The 17636-nt window shown below is 57.1% G+C and carries 18 protein-coding genes and 1 tRNA gene; 9 read left to right on the top strand and 10 right to left on the bottom strand.

Annotation, left to right across the window (positions count from 1 at the left end; all coding sequences use genetic code 11):
* The first annotated feature begins 190 nt into the window (after positions 1–190).
* Together HMPREF2651_RS06380 and HMPREF2651_RS06375 are read left to right on the top strand one after the other, a co-directional pair.
* On the top strand, positions 191–1294 hold the full coding sequence (locus HMPREF2651_RS06380) for a histidine kinase (RefSeq protein ID WP_222867072.1): 1104 nt from the start codon (positions 191–193) through the stop codon (positions 1292–1294).
* 136 nt (positions 1295–1430) lie between these two features.
* Positions 1431–2084: a response regulator transcription factor gene (locus tag HMPREF2651_RS06375; RefSeq protein WP_038626810.1), complete on the top strand. Its 654-nt coding sequence runs from the start codon at positions 1431–1433 to the stop codon at positions 2082–2084.
* Positions 2085–2207: 123 nt separating this feature from the next.
* Here HMPREF2651_RS06375 and HMPREF2651_RS06370 read toward each other — a convergent pair whose 3' ends face one another.
* From HMPREF2651_RS06370 to HMPREF2651_RS06360, 3 genes are read right to left on the bottom strand one after another with little or no spacing between them, the layout of a single operon-like run.
* Positions 2208–2807 carry a hypothetical protein gene (locus HMPREF2651_RS06370; RefSeq protein WP_038626812.1) on the bottom strand — a complete coding sequence of 200 codons (600 nt, stop codon included), beginning with the start codon at positions 2805–2807 and terminating at the stop codon, positions 2208–2210.
* Positions 2808–2815: 8 nt separating this feature from the next.
* Complete coding sequence (locus tag HMPREF2651_RS06365) at positions 2816–3490, bottom strand: hypothetical protein (RefSeq protein ID WP_016421573.1); 675 nt, start codon at positions 3488–3490, stop codon at positions 2816–2818.
* Positions 3491–3537: 47 nt separating this feature from the next.
* The gene (locus HMPREF2651_RS06360) at positions 3538–4131 is read right to left on the bottom strand and encodes a hypothetical protein (protein ID WP_016421574.1); all 594 of its coding nucleotides are present in this window, start codon (positions 4129–4131) and stop codon (positions 3538–3540) included.
* A 518-nt stretch (positions 4132–4649) separates the two neighbouring features.
* Here HMPREF2651_RS06360 and HMPREF2651_RS06355 point away from each other — a divergent pair.
* Positions 4650–4841, top strand: coding sequence for a hypothetical protein (locus tag HMPREF2651_RS06355; protein ID WP_038626815.1), 192 nt, complete (start codon positions 4650–4652; stop codon positions 4839–4841).
* A 235-nt stretch (positions 4842–5076) separates the two neighbouring features.
* Here the strand turns inward: HMPREF2651_RS06355 and HMPREF2651_RS06350 are convergent, their stop codons facing one another.
* The gene (locus HMPREF2651_RS06350) at positions 5077–5346 is read right to left on the bottom strand and encodes an NAD(P)H-dependent oxidoreductase (protein WP_053088418.1); all 270 of its coding nucleotides are present in this window, start codon (positions 5344–5346) and stop codon (positions 5077–5079) included.
* A complete protein-coding gene (locus HMPREF2651_RS06345; RefSeq protein WP_038626818.1) occupies positions 5343–6467 on the bottom strand; it encodes a CE1758 family FMN-dependent luciferase-like monooxygenase in 1125 nt (374 codons plus the stop codon). The genes HMPREF2651_RS06350 and HMPREF2651_RS06345 overlap by 4 nt, the downstream gene beginning before the upstream one ends.
* A 138-nt stretch (positions 6468–6605) precedes the next feature.
* On the opposite strand from HMPREF2651_RS06345, the gene HMPREF2651_RS06340 reads away from it, so the two are divergent.
* The 3 genes from HMPREF2651_RS06340 (at position 6606) to HMPREF2651_RS06330 (ending at position 10709) form a co-directional block, all read left to right on the top strand.
* Positions 6606–7142: a YceI family protein gene (locus tag HMPREF2651_RS06340; protein WP_038626820.1), complete on the top strand. Its 537-nt coding sequence runs from the start codon at positions 6606–6608 to the stop codon at positions 7140–7142.
* A gap of 147 nt (positions 7143–7289) precedes the next feature.
* A complete protein-coding gene (locus HMPREF2651_RS06335; protein ID WP_275452450.1) occupies positions 7290–8660 on the top strand; it encodes a pyridoxal phosphate-dependent aminotransferase in 1371 nt (456 codons plus the stop codon).
* A 600-nt stretch (positions 8661–9260) separates the two neighbouring features.
* Positions 9261–10709 carry a YibE/F family protein gene (locus HMPREF2651_RS06330; protein WP_049181769.1) on the top strand — a complete coding sequence of 483 codons (1449 nt, stop codon included), beginning with the start codon at positions 9261–9263 and terminating at the stop codon, positions 10707–10709.
* Here the strand turns inward: HMPREF2651_RS06330 and HMPREF2651_RS06325 are convergent.
* Entirely contained in the window at positions 10706–12088 is a 1383-nt protein-coding gene (locus tag HMPREF2651_RS06325; protein WP_049181771.1) for a UDP-glucose dehydrogenase family protein, read from the bottom strand. The two genes, HMPREF2651_RS06330 and HMPREF2651_RS06325, sit on opposite strands and share 4 nt — an antisense overlap.
* 201 nt (positions 12089–12289) lie before the next feature.
* The gene (gene dcd / locus HMPREF2651_RS06320) at positions 12290–12871 is read right to left on the bottom strand and encodes a dCTP deaminase (protein ID WP_038626826.1); all 582 of its coding nucleotides are present in this window, start codon (positions 12869–12871) and stop codon (positions 12290–12292) included.
* A gap of 207 nt (positions 12872–13078) precedes the next feature.
* Between dcd and HMPREF2651_RS06315 the strand changes: the two genes are divergently transcribed.
* Positions 13079–13149, top strand: a tRNA-Gly gene (locus HMPREF2651_RS06315).
* A gap of 210 nt (positions 13150–13359) precedes the next feature.
* Here HMPREF2651_RS06315 and HMPREF2651_RS06310 read toward each other — a convergent pair.
* From HMPREF2651_RS06310 to HMPREF2651_RS06300, 3 genes are read right to left on the bottom strand one after another with little or no spacing between them, the layout of a single operon-like run.
* Positions 13360–14001 carry a response regulator transcription factor gene (locus HMPREF2651_RS06310; protein ID WP_038626828.1) on the bottom strand — a complete coding sequence of 214 codons (642 nt, stop codon included), beginning with the start codon at positions 13999–14001 and terminating at the stop codon, positions 13360–13362.
* Positions 13998–15167: a sensor histidine kinase gene (locus tag HMPREF2651_RS06305; protein ID WP_038626830.1), complete on the bottom strand. Its 1170-nt coding sequence runs from the start codon at positions 15165–15167 to the stop codon at positions 13998–14000. Before HMPREF2651_RS06305 ends, HMPREF2651_RS06310 begins: the two co-directional genes overlap by 4 nt.
* Positions 15168–15223: 56 nt before the next feature.
* Complete coding sequence (locus HMPREF2651_RS06300) at positions 15224–16555, bottom strand: MFS transporter (RefSeq protein ID WP_049181775.1); 1332 nt, start codon at positions 16553–16555, stop codon at positions 15224–15226.
* Between the two features lie 185 nt (positions 16556–16740).
* Here HMPREF2651_RS06300 and HMPREF2651_RS06295 point away from each other — a divergent pair, with 185 nt between their 5' ends.
* Together HMPREF2651_RS06295 and HMPREF2651_RS06290 are read left to right on the top strand one after the other, a co-directional pair.
* Positions 16741–17220 (top strand): universal stress protein, encoded by a 480-nt coding sequence (locus HMPREF2651_RS06295; RefSeq protein WP_005510532.1) that lies wholly within the window; start codon positions 16741–16743, stop codon positions 17218–17220.
* Positions 17221–17416: 196 nt separating this feature from the next.
* A complete protein-coding gene (locus HMPREF2651_RS06290) occupies positions 17417–17611 on the top strand; it encodes a DUF2613 domain-containing protein (protein ID WP_005510537.1) in 195 nt (64 codons plus the stop codon).
* The last annotated feature ends 25 nt before the right edge of the window (positions 17612–17636 follow it).

Raw genomic sequence — 17636 nt, 5'->3', positions numbered from 1 at the left:
TGCTTTACGACGACCCCTGCGCCACGGCATTAATCATGCAAATGGCACTCTCAACCGCACTGACAATATATTGATTACTGCATCCCGTTAGAGATGACCGCGTTGTGGTGTGGAAAGAGGTCTTGGCGTAGTGATTAAGAAATCGCTGTCACAGATAAGAGACTTTCTGAGGACTCCGGGGTCAGTGGAGATGGTCATTGCGCTGATCCTCACTGCTCTCGATGCGCTAATTTTCCGCGAGAGCAACTCTGATCTTTTGTTGCCAACCATTATCGGTGGCCTTCAGGTCATTCTTGTTGCAGTGGCGACGTATTTGCCGCTCTTTGCCATGGTGGTTGTCCCAGCGAATTTCTTGGCATTGACTTTCCTTCCTACAGAGCAGGCTCCAATGCAGATTTTCTGCGCGCTTCTCATTGTGGAAGTGATGCGTGCTAACAACAACAAGATGCCGGCGAGAATCACTGCGTTGCTCTTGTTGGTGATTTCAAACTACGACGTAAACACAAGTACTTTCGCGCGCGACCACGTCGCGACCTTTGTGACAACGCTACTTTTTGTAATTGCCTACGCCATCGGCATGATGCGCAGTCGCTACAAAGAGCAACGCCGGCAGGCAACGATTGAATCTAACCGCGCCCTGGAAGAACAACGCCTTGAGTTGGCGACCGTACTGCACGACTCCACCGCCAAGTCCTTTACTCGCGTAACCATGCTGGCGCAGGCGCTCGCCATCGAGCGAGAAGGGACAGATGAAAAGCTTGAAGAGTCCCTAGAGGACATCGCAGAAACCTCCCGAGAAGGTCTGCTACAGCTTCGCCAGTTGCTTTCACTGCTGAAATCCGCTGACGAAGAAAGCTCTTTGACCTCGGCTATTGGCCAAGATGAGCGAGTTCCTAGCATGAACAGGGTGCTCCAGCAGGCCAAGGATGAACTGCAGGAAGCTGGGTTTAACGTTTCGCTGGCCACGAGGATTGAAACCGAGCCCTCTTTGACGCAGATTTCAGAAGTTATCTCGCCGGCGCTGTCGGAGTTCTGCACGAACATTCAGAAGTACGGCGAGCCGCAAACGAACGTCCACATTCTGGCGCTGGGCAATGAGGAGGATGGCTTCACGCTCGACATCAGCAATCAGATATCGAAGGCGCTACCGAATTTTCTGCCGCGGGCGATGCTATCGAGCGGTTTGGGGCTTTCCTCACTGCATCGGCGAGTGCGACCGTGGGACGGTTCCATCACGTCGGAACGAGAAGGAAATGTGTGGAATACCAAACTCCACATGCCACCTACCAATTAGTAGGTTACGCTAACGTAGGATAGATATAAAAGCTCATTGTGGCGAATATGACTCTCGAAACGTCCTGGTTAGCGTAGTAATATCGCACAATGACAGATATTGTTCGGTTTTTATAAATTCTATGAAAGGTTCGCGGATGTCTGACATCAAGGTTCTCATTGTCGATGACGACCCACTCGTACTCTCGACGCTGCGAACTTACTTCAAGAAGGCACCGCACATTACCGTGGTCGATGAAGCCAGCGATGGCCACGAGGCCCTCAATATCATTGCCCGCGGTGGCATTGACGTAGTTTTGACCGATATTCATATGCCCAACATGGACGGCGTTGAGCTGCTCGAGCGCATTAAGAAGGTGGAGAATCCACCGAAATTCATCGCTATCACCTCATTCGATACCGATGAAACAATGCTGAAAATCTTGAGCCTCGGCGGAAACGGCTACATTCTCAAAACCGCCCGCCCCGAATCCGTCATTGGCACCATTGAAGATGTCTTCCAGGGCGGCACCGTCATCTCCCCGATTTCTGCGACTCGGCTGATTAAAACGCTGCCGTCCCGCAACATTTCCTCGTACAAGATCACTCATGCCGAGCGAGAGGTTCTCGGCCTGATTTGTCGCGGTAAGTCGAACCACGACATCGCCAAGGAACTCGGCAAGTCGCCGGGCACCATCAAGAAGCACCTCTCCAGCATGTTCAATAAGTTCGGGGCTACCTCACGCCTGGACTTGGCTCTGAAAGCAATAGACGCAGGCTTCCAGCCTCCGGCATCCGCTGCCGCGCAATAGCAAAAAGACGGAGTAGCAAAACAGCGGGATAGCAAAACACCGGAGTAGCAAAAAGGGGGCCTATTCACTTTCGTGAATAGGCCCCCTTTTACCCGTGCTGAGTGTGGAGAGAGAACTGTGTAACTACTGAATGGTCACCTCGACATGTCGCTCACGCGGAGCCACGCCAAAGTAGCTGCGCCCAATCGGCTGCCACGTCTTCGAGTTGGCGTTGCAGCGGACTGTCTGTCCAGCGAACTCGTCAACCAGGAATCCCCAGCTCAGACGACCAGTTTCACCCTTGCGTACTTCGTATGGTCCGATCTTCTGCCCGAGGCTCCAAACCATCTCTCGGGAGTACTCCCAGGAGTACTTGCGGTTGAGCTCCTTGCTGACCTTCACGCTGACAGAGATATTGGTCCACCACTTCTTGGTCTTGGACTCCTTAATGGTCTGCGTCAGCGGAATCGGCTCATCACCAATGTCATTCTTCGTAGAAACAACGCCCTCAACGTCGTAGCGAGAACCGGTGATTTCCACGAACTCGGCCACCGAACCCGGAGCTTCACAAGTGGTTCCCGGTGCCGGACCGCGGTCAACTGCCGCTGGCTTGGGCACTGGTACCCACTCCTCCGGCGCGAACGGTTCACCAGCTCCTGGATTCGGGGCGGCCACTGCTGTCGGAGCGCCGAGTCCGAGCGCAAAGACCGTCGTCAAGCACATGGCGACAACACGCTTTTTCATAACTACTCCTAGTCGTTAATCGTGGCGGATGCCGGGCCGCCGTCACCGGAGTTACCGCTGACAGGCGCCCACTGCTGACGGTGCTCGCCCTCCTTGGTGGTCTTGTGCCAGACCACGAAGCGAGTCGACGGCCCCTTGCCGTTGTACTCACCGAAGTAGGGCTCACCGCGCCACAGGCCGGTCTTCTGATCGCAGGTGCGGACACGGCCAATAAAGGACTTCATGTGCACGCCGTAGTCTGCGCGAACGGTCTCACCAGGGTTGACGGTCACCGGGCCCAGCTTGTCGCCAACAGACCACTGACTGACCTCGACGATGCCGTACTTGTTCTTCACCCCGTGGAGGAACACGTCCCACATATTTCCGGAGCTCATGGCCTTCACGGACTCGTTGACCCCCTCTGTCACCTCGAGGGTGTACTGAATCGGGCGGTCAGTGCGGTTGGTGAATGAGTTAGTGCCGTTGTAGCGATCCCATTCGTCGGTAATCCACTGTTCCCAGGGGTGACGCTTGGCATCCTTGACCGGGTCACATTTATCCGTATTGGTGAAACCGGTGTGGTGCTCATCTTGGTCGGGGGTCTGGGTCAGCGGGGTCGCAGCGACCTGTCCGACGATGCCTGGTGCAAGAAGACTTGCACCCATCACCGCGCAGGCCAGGGCCTTCTTTTTCAGGCTCAACATGGAGAAACTTCCTTCTACTTCGAGGTCTTAAAGAGGCTCAGCCCGTCTTAGACGGCGTACTCCTTGACCTGCGGAGCAGCACCGTCCACGGAGCGATCAGCTTCGTTGGCGCGCATGGAAACGCGAATGTGGCGCTCCTTCGGGATGGTGCCCCAGTACGGACGACCTGCGTCAATCCACTTTCCGCCCTTGCAGGTCAGGTGAGTACCTTCGAAGGACTGGTTCAGGAAGCCATACTCCAGAACACCGGTGTAGCCAGGCTTGACCGGGTACGGGCCGAGGGTCTGGCCAACTTCCCAGGTCTGAGTGGACTGGTAGCCGGCGCTGAAGGTGACATGGAAGAGCTTGAGCAGGTCGAAGTCGACCGAACCGCCGACGTTCCAGGACTTGGTCTTGCCCTCCTTGAGGGTCTGGGTCAGCGGCAGGTCGGTATCGCCGTAGTTAGCGACGGTGGCGGTACCTTCGACCTCGAACTTCGAGCCGGTGATCTTCAGGGACTGGCCGGACTGGCCTTCAACGGAGCAGGTGCCACCGACGGTGCCCGGGGTGGGGGCTGGGGCAGCTTCGGCCATCGGGGCGACAGCCAGCGAGGACATGGTAACCAGGGCTGCAATGGAGCCGGAGAGCAGGGTCTTCTTCACGGCGAAATCCTTTCAGGGCGTGACGAACAACTCGTAAGGAAATACTTGAACTAACACCTGCTAAGGTAAGTCGAAATTCAGCCTTTTGTAATGGAAAATTTTCGACTCTCTTTACGACGGCCACAGCGATTATCCACATAGTAAAAATGGAATCTCACAGATTTCTGCCTTGCGAAAATACGGTATATTACAGCGTGTGACCAGCGATTATGAGCGCCACAATAAAATTTCAGCGATTAATTTAATCGCATTAGAACTACGCCTTTTGAACCAATTCAAAAATGCCTTGGTCAGCCACTTGGTATTAGGCAATCAACATTTCGGCCACTAACCTACCTACATAAAGACACCAGAGAGTAGCCGAGTGGCCACCCCCAGCCGCGGGCAGACGAAGGGTCCCTCACGCTTCACACTCTTGATTAAATAGTTATGATTTCTTTATTAATCACTGGCGAAGTCCGGCAGTCCACAAAGCCCTGACACTTTGCCGAGGCAGATATCTTTCGGAGTACTACCTAATGTTTCGACGCACTTCTGTTCTTGCTACCACCATTGCATCCGCAGCACTTTCCCTAGGCGCGCTGACCGGCACCCCGGCCGCTGCCGCAGCACCGACAGCTACAACCGGCAGCGACGACCTACAGGTTAAGGAATACGCTCTTTCCGATACCTTCTCTTGCGACTACTACAACCTTCCGTGGTGCCGCTAATAGAGCGCCGGTCTCTCCCCTGCCCTCCCCTTCACGCGAGAGCGCGGCTACTTCGCGGTGCCGTCGAGCCCCTCTAGCAGTGTGGCAAAATCCGTGACGTTAGCATCCACCTGCGTGTTCGTACTGCGCCGATGGTTCGGCGCACCAACACCTTGATTGCCCTCACTGACCCCGTCTGCTGAATGTGCTGCACCCTTTTCTTCAGCTTCGTTCCCAAAATCTGGACCAAAACCGACTACGGCCGAGCGAACACCGGGGTCGCGGCAATCAATCCATCAGCACCGCTGACAGTATCGAGGGCGGCGCGCAATTTTTCGTCGTAAAGCCCTGTGGACATCGCCGTGCCGAGGCTGACAGCGAGTTCGCGCAGCTCGACGTACTCGATCTCGAGGCCTTCGCCGCGCTTGGAGACCTGCACGTCAACAGCTTCCGCGATGCGATTGGCGAGGATGCGCGTGGTCGATGGGTCGGAAACGCCAGCGCTTACGACGACGAGGTTTTTCACTGCTGATTCCTTTCCGCCGGGCGGACCAGCAGGTGCGGGGAATCTGCGCCTTCGGCGACGAGCGAGGCGTGCGTCGGCGGGTCGAAGGGCACGTGTGCCGGACGGCGGCGCTCGAACTCTTCACGCAGGACCGGAACGATTTCGGTTCCCAGGATCTCAACCTGCTCCAACGCGATCTCCAGCGGCAGGCCGGCGTGATCGATGAGGAAAAGCTGGCGCTGGTAGTCACCAACGGCATCTGCATAGCCCAGGTAACGTTCGATGATTTGCTCAGGCGTGCCGACGGTCAGTGGAGTGATGTTCTCGAATTCTTCCAACGATGGCCCATGTCCATAGACCGGGGCATTGTCGAAGTAGGGGCGGAAAATTTCCTTGGCTTTCTTTTCCGTCTCAGCGGCGAAGACCTGCCCACCAAGTCCGACAATTGCCTGATCAGCAGCACCATGACCGTAGTGCTCAAAGCGCTGGCGGTAGAGATTGACCATGGCTGTGGTGTGCTCGATATTCCAGAAAATGTGGTTATGGAAGAAACCGTCCCCATAGAAGGCGGCCTGCTCAGCAATCTCGGTGGACCGGATTGAGCCATGCCACACGAAAGGCGCTACCCCGTCGAGCGGACGCGGAGTGGACGTAAAGGACTGCAGCGGCGTGCGGAATTGACCTTGCCAATCCACATTTTCCTCACGCCAAAGGGTGCGCAATAGGTGGTAATTCTCAATGGCCAGCGGAATCCCCTTGCGGATATCCTTGCCAAACCACGGATAAACCGGCCCGGTGTTGCCGCGGCCCATCATGAGATCCATGCGGCCTTCGGAAAGGTGCTGGAGGTAGGCGTAATCCTCAGCGATGCGCACGGGGTCGGTGGTGGTAATCAGCGTTGTCGAGGTCGACAGAATCAGATTTTCGGTCTGCGCTGCGAGGTTTGCTAGCAGAATCGGCGGGTTCGCCGGGGCCACAAACGGTGGATTGTGGTGCTGGCCGGTAGCAAATACATCGAGGCCAACCTCTTCAGCCTTCTTCGCTAGCGCGACAGTTGCCTTAATTCGCTCATGTTCAGTAGGGATTTGTCCGGTCGTGGGATCTTTTGTGACGTCGCCAATTGTAAAAATTCCGAATTGCATGGCTCCATATTAAGACCTTTTTGTTGACACGTCATCTCTCACTGACTTATAGTTGACACGTCAACACCGGGGGTTGGTTCCGGCGGACAAAAATACTTCGAAACATTCGAGATACTTTTAACTTTTAGGAGATTCACTATGGCTCTTCAGTCTGGTAACTACGTTCTTGATGCACAGCACTCCACCGTTGGATTCACCGTTCGTCACGCTATGATCACTAAGGTCCACGGTCAGTTCACTGAGTTTGAGTCCGTTATTAATTTTGATGTCGACAAGCCGGAGAATTCCACGGCAAAGGCGACCATTCAGGCGAACTCCATCAACACCAACAATGAAGAGCGCGACAACCACCTGCGCTCGAAGGACTTCTTCGGCACCGACGAAAACCCGACCTTCGAGTTCGTTTCCACCGCTATCGAGCTCCAGAGCGAAGAAAAGGCCACCGTTACCGGCGACCTGACCATCAACGGCATTACCAAGCCGGTCACCCTGGATGTCGACATTTTCGGCTCCGCTGAAGACCCATGGGGGCAGACTCGCGTTGGTTTCGAGGCAGCCACCAAGATTGACCGCACCGATTTCGGCATCGATTACAACGCTCCTATTAAGACTGGCGGCCTGCTCCTTGGCAATGAGATTTCCCTGCAGATCGACGGCTCCGCAGTCAAGCAGTAACTAGCAGCCGGAACCCAGCAGCCAGAACCCCAGAAAAGCGTCCTGCATCCTCATGCAGGACGCTTTTGCGCAATCAATGTGCAATTAATCTGCCCCCACTATGAGAAAAGCATGGTGCGGGAGCAAAAAAGTGGCATGCTTAGACAGGTGAGTTCCAGCAAAGACACTTCCCAGGGCACCGAAACCACCAACGAGACAACGCAGGACGCTCAGACTGCACAGGCCACTCAGGCCGAGCAGTCCCGTGCCGCCCGCGTTGCCGCCCGTCGTGGAAACATCAGGGCACCTCGCCGCACTCCGCTGAAGACACTGGATCAATCCTCCAAGCTGCAGAACGTCCTCTATGACATTCGCGGTCCGGTGACTACTCTCGCCGAGCAGATGGAAGCCGACGGCCACCGCATCATGATGCTCAACACCGGCAATCCGGCAAAGTTCGGCTTTGATGCACCTGACACCATCGTGCAGGACATGGTCCGGGCCCTCCCCCACGCACAGGGCTACTCCGAGTCCAAGGGTATTTACTCCGCACGCCGTGCCGTCGTCACGCGCTATGAGATGGACCCGGATTTCCCCCGTTTCGACGTCAACGACGTCTGGCTGGGCAACGGCGTCTCCGAGCTGATTTCCATCACCACACAGGCGCTGCTCAACGAGGGCGATGAGGTCCTCATTCCAGCTCCGGATTACCCGCTCTGGACGGCAGCAACCACCCTCGCCGGCGGTAAGGCCGTCCACTACACATGTGATGAGGAGAATAACTGGGCTCCGGATGTCGAAGACATTCGCTCGAAGGTGACGGATCGCACGAAGGCGATTGTCATCATCAACCCGAACAATCCGACCGGCGCGGTCTACACACGCCAGACACTCGAAGCCATCGTCGATATCGCTCGTGAGCACTCACTCCTGCTGCTTTCCGACGAAATCTACGACCGCATCCTCTACGACGATGCAGAGCACATTTCCACTGCCTCCTTGGCCCCGGATTTGCTCTGTATCACCTTCAACGGCCTGTCCAAGACCTACCGCGTGGCCGGCTACCGCGCGGGCTGGATGGTGCTGACTGGCCCGAAGCGCCACGCAGAGGGCTTTATCGAGGGTATCAACCTGCTGGCCAGCACCCGTCTGTGCCCGAATGTCCCTGCTCAACACGGCATTCAGGTGGCACTTGGCGGTTACCAGTCCATCGAGGACCTAATCTTGCCAGGCGGTCGCCTCCTGGAGCAGCGCAATGTCGCCTACGAGGGGCTGACCTCAATTCCGGGCGTGAGCTGCGTGAAGCCGATGGGAGCAATGTACGCATTCCCGAAGCTGGATCCGAACGTCTACGAAATTCACGATGACGAAAAGCTGATGCTCGACATTTTGCGTGAAGAGAAGATTCTGATGGTCGGCGGCTCTGGCTTCAACTACCCGACGCCGGATCACTTCCGAATTGTCACCCTGCCGTGGGCGCGCGACCTGAAGGAAGCCATCGAGCGCCTGGGCAACTTCCTGGTCAGCTACAAGCAGTAACAGGGATTAGGCTGTTAACGGTGGGCAGGTGCTCAAAAGGTTCAGTGGATTCCGGGAATCAGCAGGCTTTTCGCGTTGCTGCGGGTTCTACCCCTTTCACATATCGATGCGCTATTCACTTATAGACACGCTGGAGCGCATCGATAAGTGAGTATTGCTTCGAAAAGTGGGCACAGTGTTGATGACCAGGGCTCGGCGCGCCGGAATGGCGGTACGCCTTCCGGAGCTGGTACAGCGATTAGGTTATTAAGGGTGGGCAGGCATTCAAAAGATTCAATGAACTCTAGTAATCAGCAACCTTTTCGCGTTGCTCCGGGTTCCGACATAGGTGCGCATCTCGACGTACTGAAGAACTCGAACAGCGGCTCCCCTACCGGCCGGTGCCGGGCTGTCAACGCCGCGAATCAACCCAACTCTGAAACCTCGGCTGCCCCAGCACGACATGCAGAACCTGCCGCACATTCAAAACCAGCACCGGCGCGGCAAACCGAACCTGCACAAGCCAAACCAAAACCGACAAAACCGCGGCACAACCCCACAAGAGCACGTCGCTTACTGGCCACAGTTCTTACAGTTGCTGGCATTGCCACTTTCCTCGCTGTGATTGGACGCTGGCCATCGGGTGAAGCTCCGAGTCCGGGGCCGGGATTCCTGCAGTCACAGACATCAGCTGCGGAGACGGTCAAGGGAACCGTCGTAAAGCACAGCGTCGGCGCGTGCAATTCGCCTGACAACGGACGTGTCTTCGACGACCAGCCGCGGCCAGGGCTGACAGCTTCGCTCAACGACCCCGCGGCGCCGAAGTGCCAGCTCTCGGTCATTGAACTGACCTCGGGCCCAGACGAGGGCAAGAAGACTCTTCTGGAGGCATCCGGTCTGCCCGGTGAGATGGAGCTGGCGGAGGGCGACAAGGTCGTCCTGGCAATTCACCGTCCAAACGCTGCCGGTACCGGAGCTGTCGACAATGGTGCCGTGCCGAATCCGGGGTTGATGACACCAGCTCCTGGCGTTGTTCCCGCGCCTGCCCCTGAGGGCGCAGAGGGGGAGTCTGCTCCTGATGCTGAGGCTCCGGCACCGGCACCGGCTCCGGAGCAGGAACCAGCACCTGAATCCGGGGCAGAAGCTCCTGCTGCTCCTGCTCCACCCGCACCACCTGCCCCCGCGGCTCCTGCCGCCGACACTAACGTCGTCGACGTCGCACCTCATCAGGTTGTCGACACCGCTAGCATCGGGAACACCTACACCTTCCTGGACATGGATCGCACCACGACAATCTGGTTGTGGCTCGGCGCGACAGTACTTCTCATCATCCTCGTCGGCATGACTCGCGGGGTCTTGAGCCTCATTGGTCTTGGCATCACGCTGGCCGCAGTGATGGGATTTCTGGTTCCGGCACTGCTACGCGGCGGCGATCCTGTGGCCTTAGCCATCACGGCGGGCGCGGCGATTCTCTTCCCAGTGCTCTTCCTCGTTCATGGCATCAACTGGAAGTCAGCTTCCGCACTGGCGGGAACACTCACCACGATGGTGCTGGCGGCGGGCCTGGCCAACCTCGCAATCTCCACGTCGCAGCTACGTGGTCTCGGCAACGAGGACAACCTACTTATTCAGCTTTACCTGCCTGACGTCTCCGTCACAGGTCTGCTTCTGGCGGGATTCATCATCGGCGCGTTGGGGGTGCTTAACGACGTCACCATCGCCCAGGCCTCTACCGTCCAGGAGCTCTACGAAGCAGCTCCGCGGTCGCGGCCTATGGAGGTCTTCCGCTCGGCAATGCGCGTCGGTCGCGACCACATCGCGTCGATGGTCTACACACTGGTACTGGCGTACCTCGGCACCGCACTGCCGCTATCGATTTTGTTAAGCGTCTCCGACCGGCCGCTGATGCAGTCGTTGACCTCCGATGTAGTGGCCACAGAACTGCTGCGTTCCACCATCGGTGCGGTCGCTTTGGTACTCGCGGTGCCGATTACCACCCTCATCGCCGCCTATACCGTGGCTCCGGAGGGTATGAAGTTTCCGAAGCGCTCGAGAGCAGCTAGCATTTAGCCGCGGCCGAGGCAGGTGACATCCCAGCCTGCGGCACGCCACTGATCGGTTGGCAGGCAGTTGCGGCCGTCAAGCACCGCTGCACGCTTGACCAGTTTCTTCGCAGCCACCGGGTCGATGTCGCGGAACTGCTGCCACTCGGTGGCGACGACAACCATCTCCGAGCCTTCCAGAGCTGCTTCGATGCTCGGTGCGTACTCCAAGGTCGGGAAATTCTTCTTGGCGTTCTCCATGGCCTGTGGGTCGTAAACGCTCACCGAAGCGCCTGCCAACGACAGCGAACCGGCAATCGACAGCGCCGGGGAGTCACGCACATCGTCAGAGTTCGGCTTGAACGCCGCACCCAGCACAGTCACGGTGTGACCGAGCAACGAGCCACCGAAGCTGCCGCGTACCAGGTCAACGGTCTTTTCACGGCGACGCATGTTGATTGCATCGACCTCGCGCAGGAAAGTCAGCGCCTGGTCAACGCCCAGCTCACCAGCGCGGGCCATGAATGCGCGGATATCCTTCGGCAGGCAACCGCCGCCGAAGCCCAGCCCCGCATTGAGGAAGCGGCGGCCAATTCGGGCGTCCATACCGATGGCGTCGGCAAGCGTAGTGATATCTGCACCTGTGACCTCACAGATTTCAGAGACCGCGTTGATGAAGGAAATCTTGGTGGCGAGGAATGCGTTCGCCGACACCTTTACCAGCTCTGCGGTGGCGGTGTCCGCGACGATAAACGGCGTCTCACGCTCAAAGATAGGGCCGAAGCACTCGCGCAGGCTTCCCTCAGCGATCGATTCGACTTCCTGACCTGCACCATTGAGGATCATCCCCGGCTTCTGGGTGCCCAGCACCACACGGTCCGGCTCGAGAGTGTCCTTTACCGCGAAGCCCTCGCGCAGGAACTCCGGGTTCCAGGCAATCTCGAGACTGGTGTTCTTCAACTCATCATCGCCGGATGCGGCGCGCTCACTAATCATCTCCGCAGCCAGCTCCTGCAAGCGCGGTGCGGTACCGACGGGCACAGTGGACTTACCAAACACTAAATGCTTGCCGACGACGCGCTTGGCCAATTCGGTAACAGCTGCGTCCACATAGCGAACATCGGCTGCGTACGAACCCTTGACCTGCGGAGTTCCGACACCTACGAAGTGGACGTTCGCAAATTCAACAGCCTCGTCGTAGTTAGTGGTGAAACGTAGTCGCCCCGACTCAACGTGCTTCTTTAGCAGTTCGGGCAAGCCGGGCTCAAAGAAAGGAACTTGGCCTGCGGACAATGCCTCAATCTTGGCGGGATCAACATCTACGCCGAGAACCTCGTGGCCTAACTCCGCCATCGCCGCGGCATGAGTGGCACCAAGGTAACCCGTACCAATAACCGTAATACGCATAAGGGCTATTATTTATCGAAAGATAAAAGGCCCTCAAGCCGATTTAACCCTTAAATGGTGTGAACTAAAGGGCCATATTTAGGCTTTTCACCTGCGGAAACTCTTTATTGGAAAATTGTTTCCATTTCTTCACCGAGAATTCACTCGGGGCTATTCGCAATTCATTTATATTCCGAGTTCATATCCCGAGTTTCAGGTGCCTTATTCCTCATCGCGGAAGTTCAGGTACGCACGCGACGGCGTCGGGCCGCGCTGCCCCTGATACTTCGAACCGAGCTTGCCGGAACCGTAAGGCACCTCTGCCGGCGAGGACATCTTGAACAGTGCCAGCTGGCCGACCTTCATATTCGGCCACAGTGCGATAGGCAAGTTCGCCACATTGGATAGCTCCAGCGTGATGTGACCTGAAAACCCTGGGTCAATAAAGCCGGCGGTCGAGTGCGTTGCCAGGCCCAGACGCCCCAACGAAGACTTACCTTCCAGGCGGCCTGCCAAGTTCGGAGGAATAGTGAAGTACTCCAGGGTCGATGCCAGGACGAACTCGCCCGGGTGAAGAATGAAGGGCTGCCCTTCTGGAACCTCGTGCGGGGACGTCAGTTCTTCCTGCGGCAACTTCGGATCGATGTGCGTGTACTGCGAGTTGTTAAAAACTCGGAAGAACTTGTCCAGACGCACGTCGATGGACGAAGGCTGAATCATCTTCGGGTCAAAAGGATCAATGCCGAGATGGCCGGAGCCTTCGGCATCGATAGCGGCACGAATATCACGATCTGAGAGCAACACATAGACCAGCTTAACCGCTCTGTAATGCACAGCGTGTGCGGGTTGCAGGATATGCCCGCGATAAATTCAGCGGAGCTGCTGCCAACCAATTTTTTCGACGCGAATCGAGAGTGCTACATTGAAGTTACAGAGGGCGACTGATTTCCTGCATGCCACACCTACTGTGCCAATCCCGTGGCGTGCTTTTAATCATTCCGCCTACTGTGTGCCGATGTAGTTCAATGGTAGAACTCCTGCTTCCCAAGCAGGCGGCGCGGGTTCGATTCCCGTCATCGGCTCTCTAATGAGGCTCAGCGTCAAGCTGAGCCTCATTGTTGTTTCCGCTACTTTTCAGCTACCCCCGCGGCACCAAAACAGCCAAAACTACTCCGAGTAGCACATCCGAGTAACACCAATTAGCCATAAGCCCCGCATCGACTCCAGTTTCGCAGGAGTCGGCGCGAGGCTTTTGCGTAGGGCGCGGTTTAAACCATAGACAACGGCAAAGCCTAACTCGATGGCGCGGTATATCTCAGCCACCGCAGCACTGCTTTGACACGACGGTTGTTATCTTCCGGCTGAAAGCCGAGCTTCAAGAACACATTCGCCACATGCTTACTCACAGCGCCTGCGGTTAGTACCAGGCGTTTTTCTATTTCCTTATTACTGAGCCCCTGCGCCATTAGGTCGAGCACTTCGCGCTCACGTGGAGTCAGCGCGGCGATGCCGTCCTGCTTTGCGGCCAGTAGCGTCGCAACCACTTCAGGGTCGACCACGGTACCGCCACCGCGTACTTCTTCCAGCGCCGCAACGAAGTGCTCGACATCAGAGACGCGTTCTTTCAACAAGTACCCAAAGCCACCATGCTGCAGCAGGCGATCTAAGTAACTGGCCGCCACGTACTGGCTGAGCACGACAACCGGCTGGTCAGGGTTGCTCTGGCGAAGTTTGGTGACAGCGAGCAATCCGTCGTCACGCATGTTCGGTGGCATCCGGACATCGCTGACGATGACATCGAACGTCTGCCCTTCGGCAGTGTCGAGCAGCTGATCCGCATCACCGACGGCGACAACCTCGTATCCCAGCGCCCGCAGCAGGCCGGTCAGCCCCTCGCGCAGGAGTACGGAGTCCTCGGCCAGCAGTACTTTCATCGCGTCCTTCCTTGGCGAACAGGCAGTTCCAGCCGCAATTCAGCACCACCGTCGGCGTTGGTGAGCGTCACGGTTCCGCCGAGCGCTGCCGCCCGTTCGCGCAGGCCCGCAATGCCGGTTCCCGTGCCATGCTTTACGACGTCTACAGCGTCCGCCCCCGATGGTTCCATCAGACCTTCACCGTTGTCGCGCACAGTGACCGTAAGCGTACCCGGATGAGACACGAGCGCCCTCTTCGGAGTCTGAACCGCGAGAGTGATATCAGCTCGATTGGCATGGCCATGCTTGGTGGCGTTGGTCAGCCCCTCCGCTGCGCTGTGGTAAGCGAGTAACGCTGTGGTTTCGTCAATCGGGCCGAAGTCGGAAACACCATTTTCACCAACGGATACCTGCATTCCGGAGTGCGCTGCCAGCTCCCTCACGGCAGCGACCAGTCCGTTTTCAAACAGTACCGGCGGGGCAATGCCAAGCACCACGGAGCGCAGCTGTGCAAGAGCCTGCGTTGCATTGCGGTCGGCGGCGGAGAGCGCCTCGGCTACATCTTCTTCAGTCTTACCCATGCGAGCAGCGGCAATGTTGAGTTTCAAGGCGGTCAGGTGTTGCTGCGGACCGTCGTGAAGCTCGCGCTCAATGCGATGGCGCTCGCCTGAGAAGGAGTCAATGAGCACGTCGCGGGATTGGGTAACTTCTTCGCTGGATGGTGCGAGGATGACGCGGGAGAGCCAAATGGACAGCAGGCCGGCACCGAGGTTGATGGCGATGGTCAGCACCAAAAAGAGGATTGCGAAAACCCAGGCAACAGAGATTTTCTGTGTTGGGTCCGTCAGAGTCCAGCTGAAAAACTGCACTTCATCAACCAGGAAAGGTGCAGCGAAGAGCACTCCGACAGTAAAACCACCGCCGACCCACGCTGTAAAGGTGACGAACCCAATGACCAGTTGGACGAGCAGGTTGACGAAGTTGCGGATGTCGAACCAACGATTGGTCACGCGGTTGGCAATCGGGGTGCCGGACCACGATGCCACCCAGCGAGAGAGCCAGTCGGCACCTCGGCCGATGAGCGGAATCCACGGCAGAAGCACAACAGAGGCAATCAAACCCGGAATGAACAGCAGGCCGAGAATAAAACTCCAGGCCAGCGCGATTAAATTCTTTTTCTTTGTCATAGGTTCAAAGCTAAGTTGGCCCGGGTTCAAATACAGTGGAGCTAACTCCCCTAAATTCAGTCGAGCTGAATACGTCCCGGCTTCTTTTCACCGATACCTCGGTCGGCCAGTTCGTCATCAATGTACGTTGGCCGACCGACAGCCAGCCCAAGCACTGCAAGCACGACCGTAGTACCAAGCAGCACGACCAGAATAGGTGTCCACGTTTCCGTCGTTCCAGCGGCCACACCCACCAGGAATGGCCCGACTGCGGAGAAAATGTAGCCGATTGGCTGCACGAAGCCGGACAGCCGCGCGGTCAGCTCATGGCTGCGCGTGCGGCCCGGAATCAGCGCGATAGCCATGGGGAAACAAAAACCACCCACGCCCAGCAGGAACGCAGCCCCAATCGCGTATCCAACACCAGTTTCCGCCGCTCCCCACTGGTCGATCAGAATCATCAACGCATACCCGAGGAAGAAAAGGCAGCCGAGACCAAAGGCTACGTAGGACATGGTGCGGAGCCGTGCAATCAGCGGTGGCATCAGCAGCCCGCCGATGATGCCCAGCCCTTGAACAATCATGGATGCCGCGGTAGCTACGCTGACGCTGATGCCTGCGTCGATAAGCATTTTCGGCATCCAGCCCATGAGCACGTAGGCGTTCATCGACTGCACGCCGAAGAAAACTGCCAGCGCAATGGCTGTCGGCGACTTCCAGATTGGCGTGTTTACCGAGGAGCTGACCGAGGCCTTCGGATAGTCGAATCCGATGCGCGCACGCAGCGGCAACCACACAACGAGCTGAACAAAGGCGGTTATCGCCCATACGGCAATCGCCCAGCGCCACATATCGACGCCGCCTGTGGACGCTTCGGGTGAATCGCTAATCAAAAACGCCGTCGCCGGCCCCAGTCCGCCCCCGAGGGCGAGCATGCTGGAGTACAACATCATCAGCACGACGGCATGACGGCCGCCATGCACCTTGATCCACGCAGGTAGCAGTACATTACCCAGCGCAATACCCGCAACCGACAACGCCGTAAACAGAAGGAATAGCCAGATGCTGCTCACCCACGGGCGCACCGCAAGACCGACGAATAGCAACGTCGCAGACAGTGTGAGTGCACCGCTTAAGCCCATTCGCTTGCCGACGGAAACCGCGGACAACCCAATCGCGAAAAATGCGAGCCCCGGAATCGCTGTAATCAAACCACCAAAGGCGGAGGAAGCACCAAGGTCGGATAGGAGCTGATCAATCACCGGACCGATTGACGCAATACTCGGGCGCAAATTCAGCGCCGCGACGATTACGGCGATAACGAGAACGGGAACGCTGAGCGCGATGGCATTCTTCGAGGACCCAGCGGCCTTTGGCTGTTGTTGCCCTGGTTTTTCTTCTATCGCCATAACAATGGACGTTACCGCTTCCTGCTAATGACTCTCTCGCCGACCCAAGCCGGCTCGTTCGAGGAAGCTTAAAAACTAGCGTACTGAATGTCGCTGTTGTCCTATCCTGGACTACAAGGACATCTCTTTTTCTTTATCTATTGACAGTCTTTCGGCTATCTCTGACGTAAGGATTGAACTCAAAAATGGTTGAACCGATTTCTGATTCCATGCTCATTGCCTACGACGGCTCCGACGAAGCCAAGCGGGCGCTGGCCTATGCCGGAAAACTGCTGCGCGTTAAGAAGGCCTACATTCTGACTGCCTGGGAACCCCTGCAGCGCGCTGCAGCTCGCACTGCTGGCGCCTCTGGCATGATGCAGCCCGACTGGGATGCCACGACTGAAGACGGCGATCCGGCTCACGACGAGGCCGTCCGTATTTGCCGTGAGGGTGTACAGATTGCCGCTGAGGCTGGCTTCGTCGCGGAGCCCTACTTGGTAGAGACTGAAACTACTATCTGGTCGGCCATCGTCGATGCAGCTCACGACCTCGATGCGGGCGTGATTATCTCCGGCACTCGCGGTGTTACTGGTTTGCGTGGTCTGTTCACCGCCTCGACCTCTGACGCGTTGCTGAAGAATGCTGGCCGCCCGGTCCTCGTCGTTCCGGGGGAAAAGGAATAATTTCCAGAAAATTTTTAAAAACTTACTTAGCTGATAGAAAATGGGTTAATCTCTCAACTAAGAAAACTCAATGACCGCTGAAACCGCTCAAAATTCAAGGCGGGGAGAGAATCCCAGCTGTTCCACTGGTTTACAGAAGTCACAGAGTGTAGTTTTATAAACAGTATTGACTTAATGCACACGAGGAGTCCTCAACATGGCATACGAAACTGATTCCGAGCAGCGTCGTAGCGTTGGCCCTGCCCTGGCCTCGGCGCTCATTGGCGCCCTTCTCGGTGGTGCCGCTATCTTCGGCATCGGCCAGGCTCTGACCGAAGACCGAATTCCGGAAGCACAGGCTGTTTCCACCGATGACGCTCTGCTTGGCGGTGTCGAGTACGGTCAGCGTTAAGTTTTTAACGCTAACCCTCCTTTAA

The sequence above is a fragment of the Corynebacterium sp. HMSC063A05 genome, from assembly GCF_001809695.1.
Taxonomy (GTDB): Bacteria; Actinomycetota; Actinomycetes; order Mycobacteriales; family Mycobacteriaceae; genus Corynebacterium; species Corynebacterium amycolatum.
Note: the sequence above shows the minus strand (reverse complement) of the source record. Positions and strands in the feature narration are given on the sequence as shown.

Bases quoted from the DNA above. Each gene is read 5' to 3' on its own strand.
- HMPREF2651_RS06380 (WP_222867072.1), top strand. From the start codon at position 191: ATGGTCATTGCGCTGATCCTCACTGCTCTCGATGCGCTAATTTTCCGC.
- HMPREF2651_RS06375 (WP_038626810.1), top strand. From the start codon at position 1,431: ATGTCTGACATCAAGGTTCTCATTGTCGATGACGACCCACTCGTACTC.
- HMPREF2651_RS06370 (WP_038626812.1), bottom strand. From the start codon at position 2,807: ATGAAAAAGCGTGTTGTCGCCATGTGCTTGACGACGGTCTTTGCGCTC.
- HMPREF2651_RS06365 (WP_016421573.1), bottom strand. From the start codon at position 3,490: ATGTTGAGCCTGAAAAAGAAGGCCCTGGCCTGCGCGGTGATGGGTGCA.
- HMPREF2651_RS06355 (WP_038626815.1), top strand. From the start codon at position 4,650: ATGTTTCGACGCACTTCTGTTCTTGCTACCACCATTGCATCCGCAGCA.
- HMPREF2651_RS06345 (WP_038626818.1), bottom strand. From the start codon at position 6,467: ATGCAATTCGGAATTTTTACAATTGGCGACGTCACAAAAGATCCCACG.
- HMPREF2651_RS06340 (WP_038626820.1), top strand. From the start codon at position 6,606: ATGGCTCTTCAGTCTGGTAACTACGTTCTTGATGCACAGCACTCCACC.
- HMPREF2651_RS06325 (WP_049181771.1), bottom strand. From the start codon at position 12,088: ATGCGTATTACGGTTATTGGTACGGGTTACCTTGGTGCCACTCATGCC.
- HMPREF2651_RS06310 (WP_038626828.1), bottom strand. From the start codon at position 14,001: ATGAAAGTACTGCTGGCCGAGGACTCCGTACTCCTGCGCGAGGGGCTG.
- HMPREF2651_RS06305 (WP_038626830.1), bottom strand. From the start codon at position 15,167: ATGACAAAGAAAAAGAATTTAATCGCGCTGGCCTGGAGTTTTATTCTC.
- HMPREF2651_RS06300 (WP_049181775.1), bottom strand. From the start codon at position 16,555: ATGGCGATAGAAGAAAAACCAGGGCAACAACAGCCAAAGGCCGCTGGG.
- HMPREF2651_RS06295 (WP_005510532.1), top strand. From the start codon at position 16,741: ATGGTTGAACCGATTTCTGATTCCATGCTCATTGCCTACGACGGCTCC.
- HMPREF2651_RS06290 (WP_005510537.1), top strand. From the start codon at position 17,417: ATGGCATACGAAACTGATTCCGAGCAGCGTCGTAGCGTTGGCCCTGCC.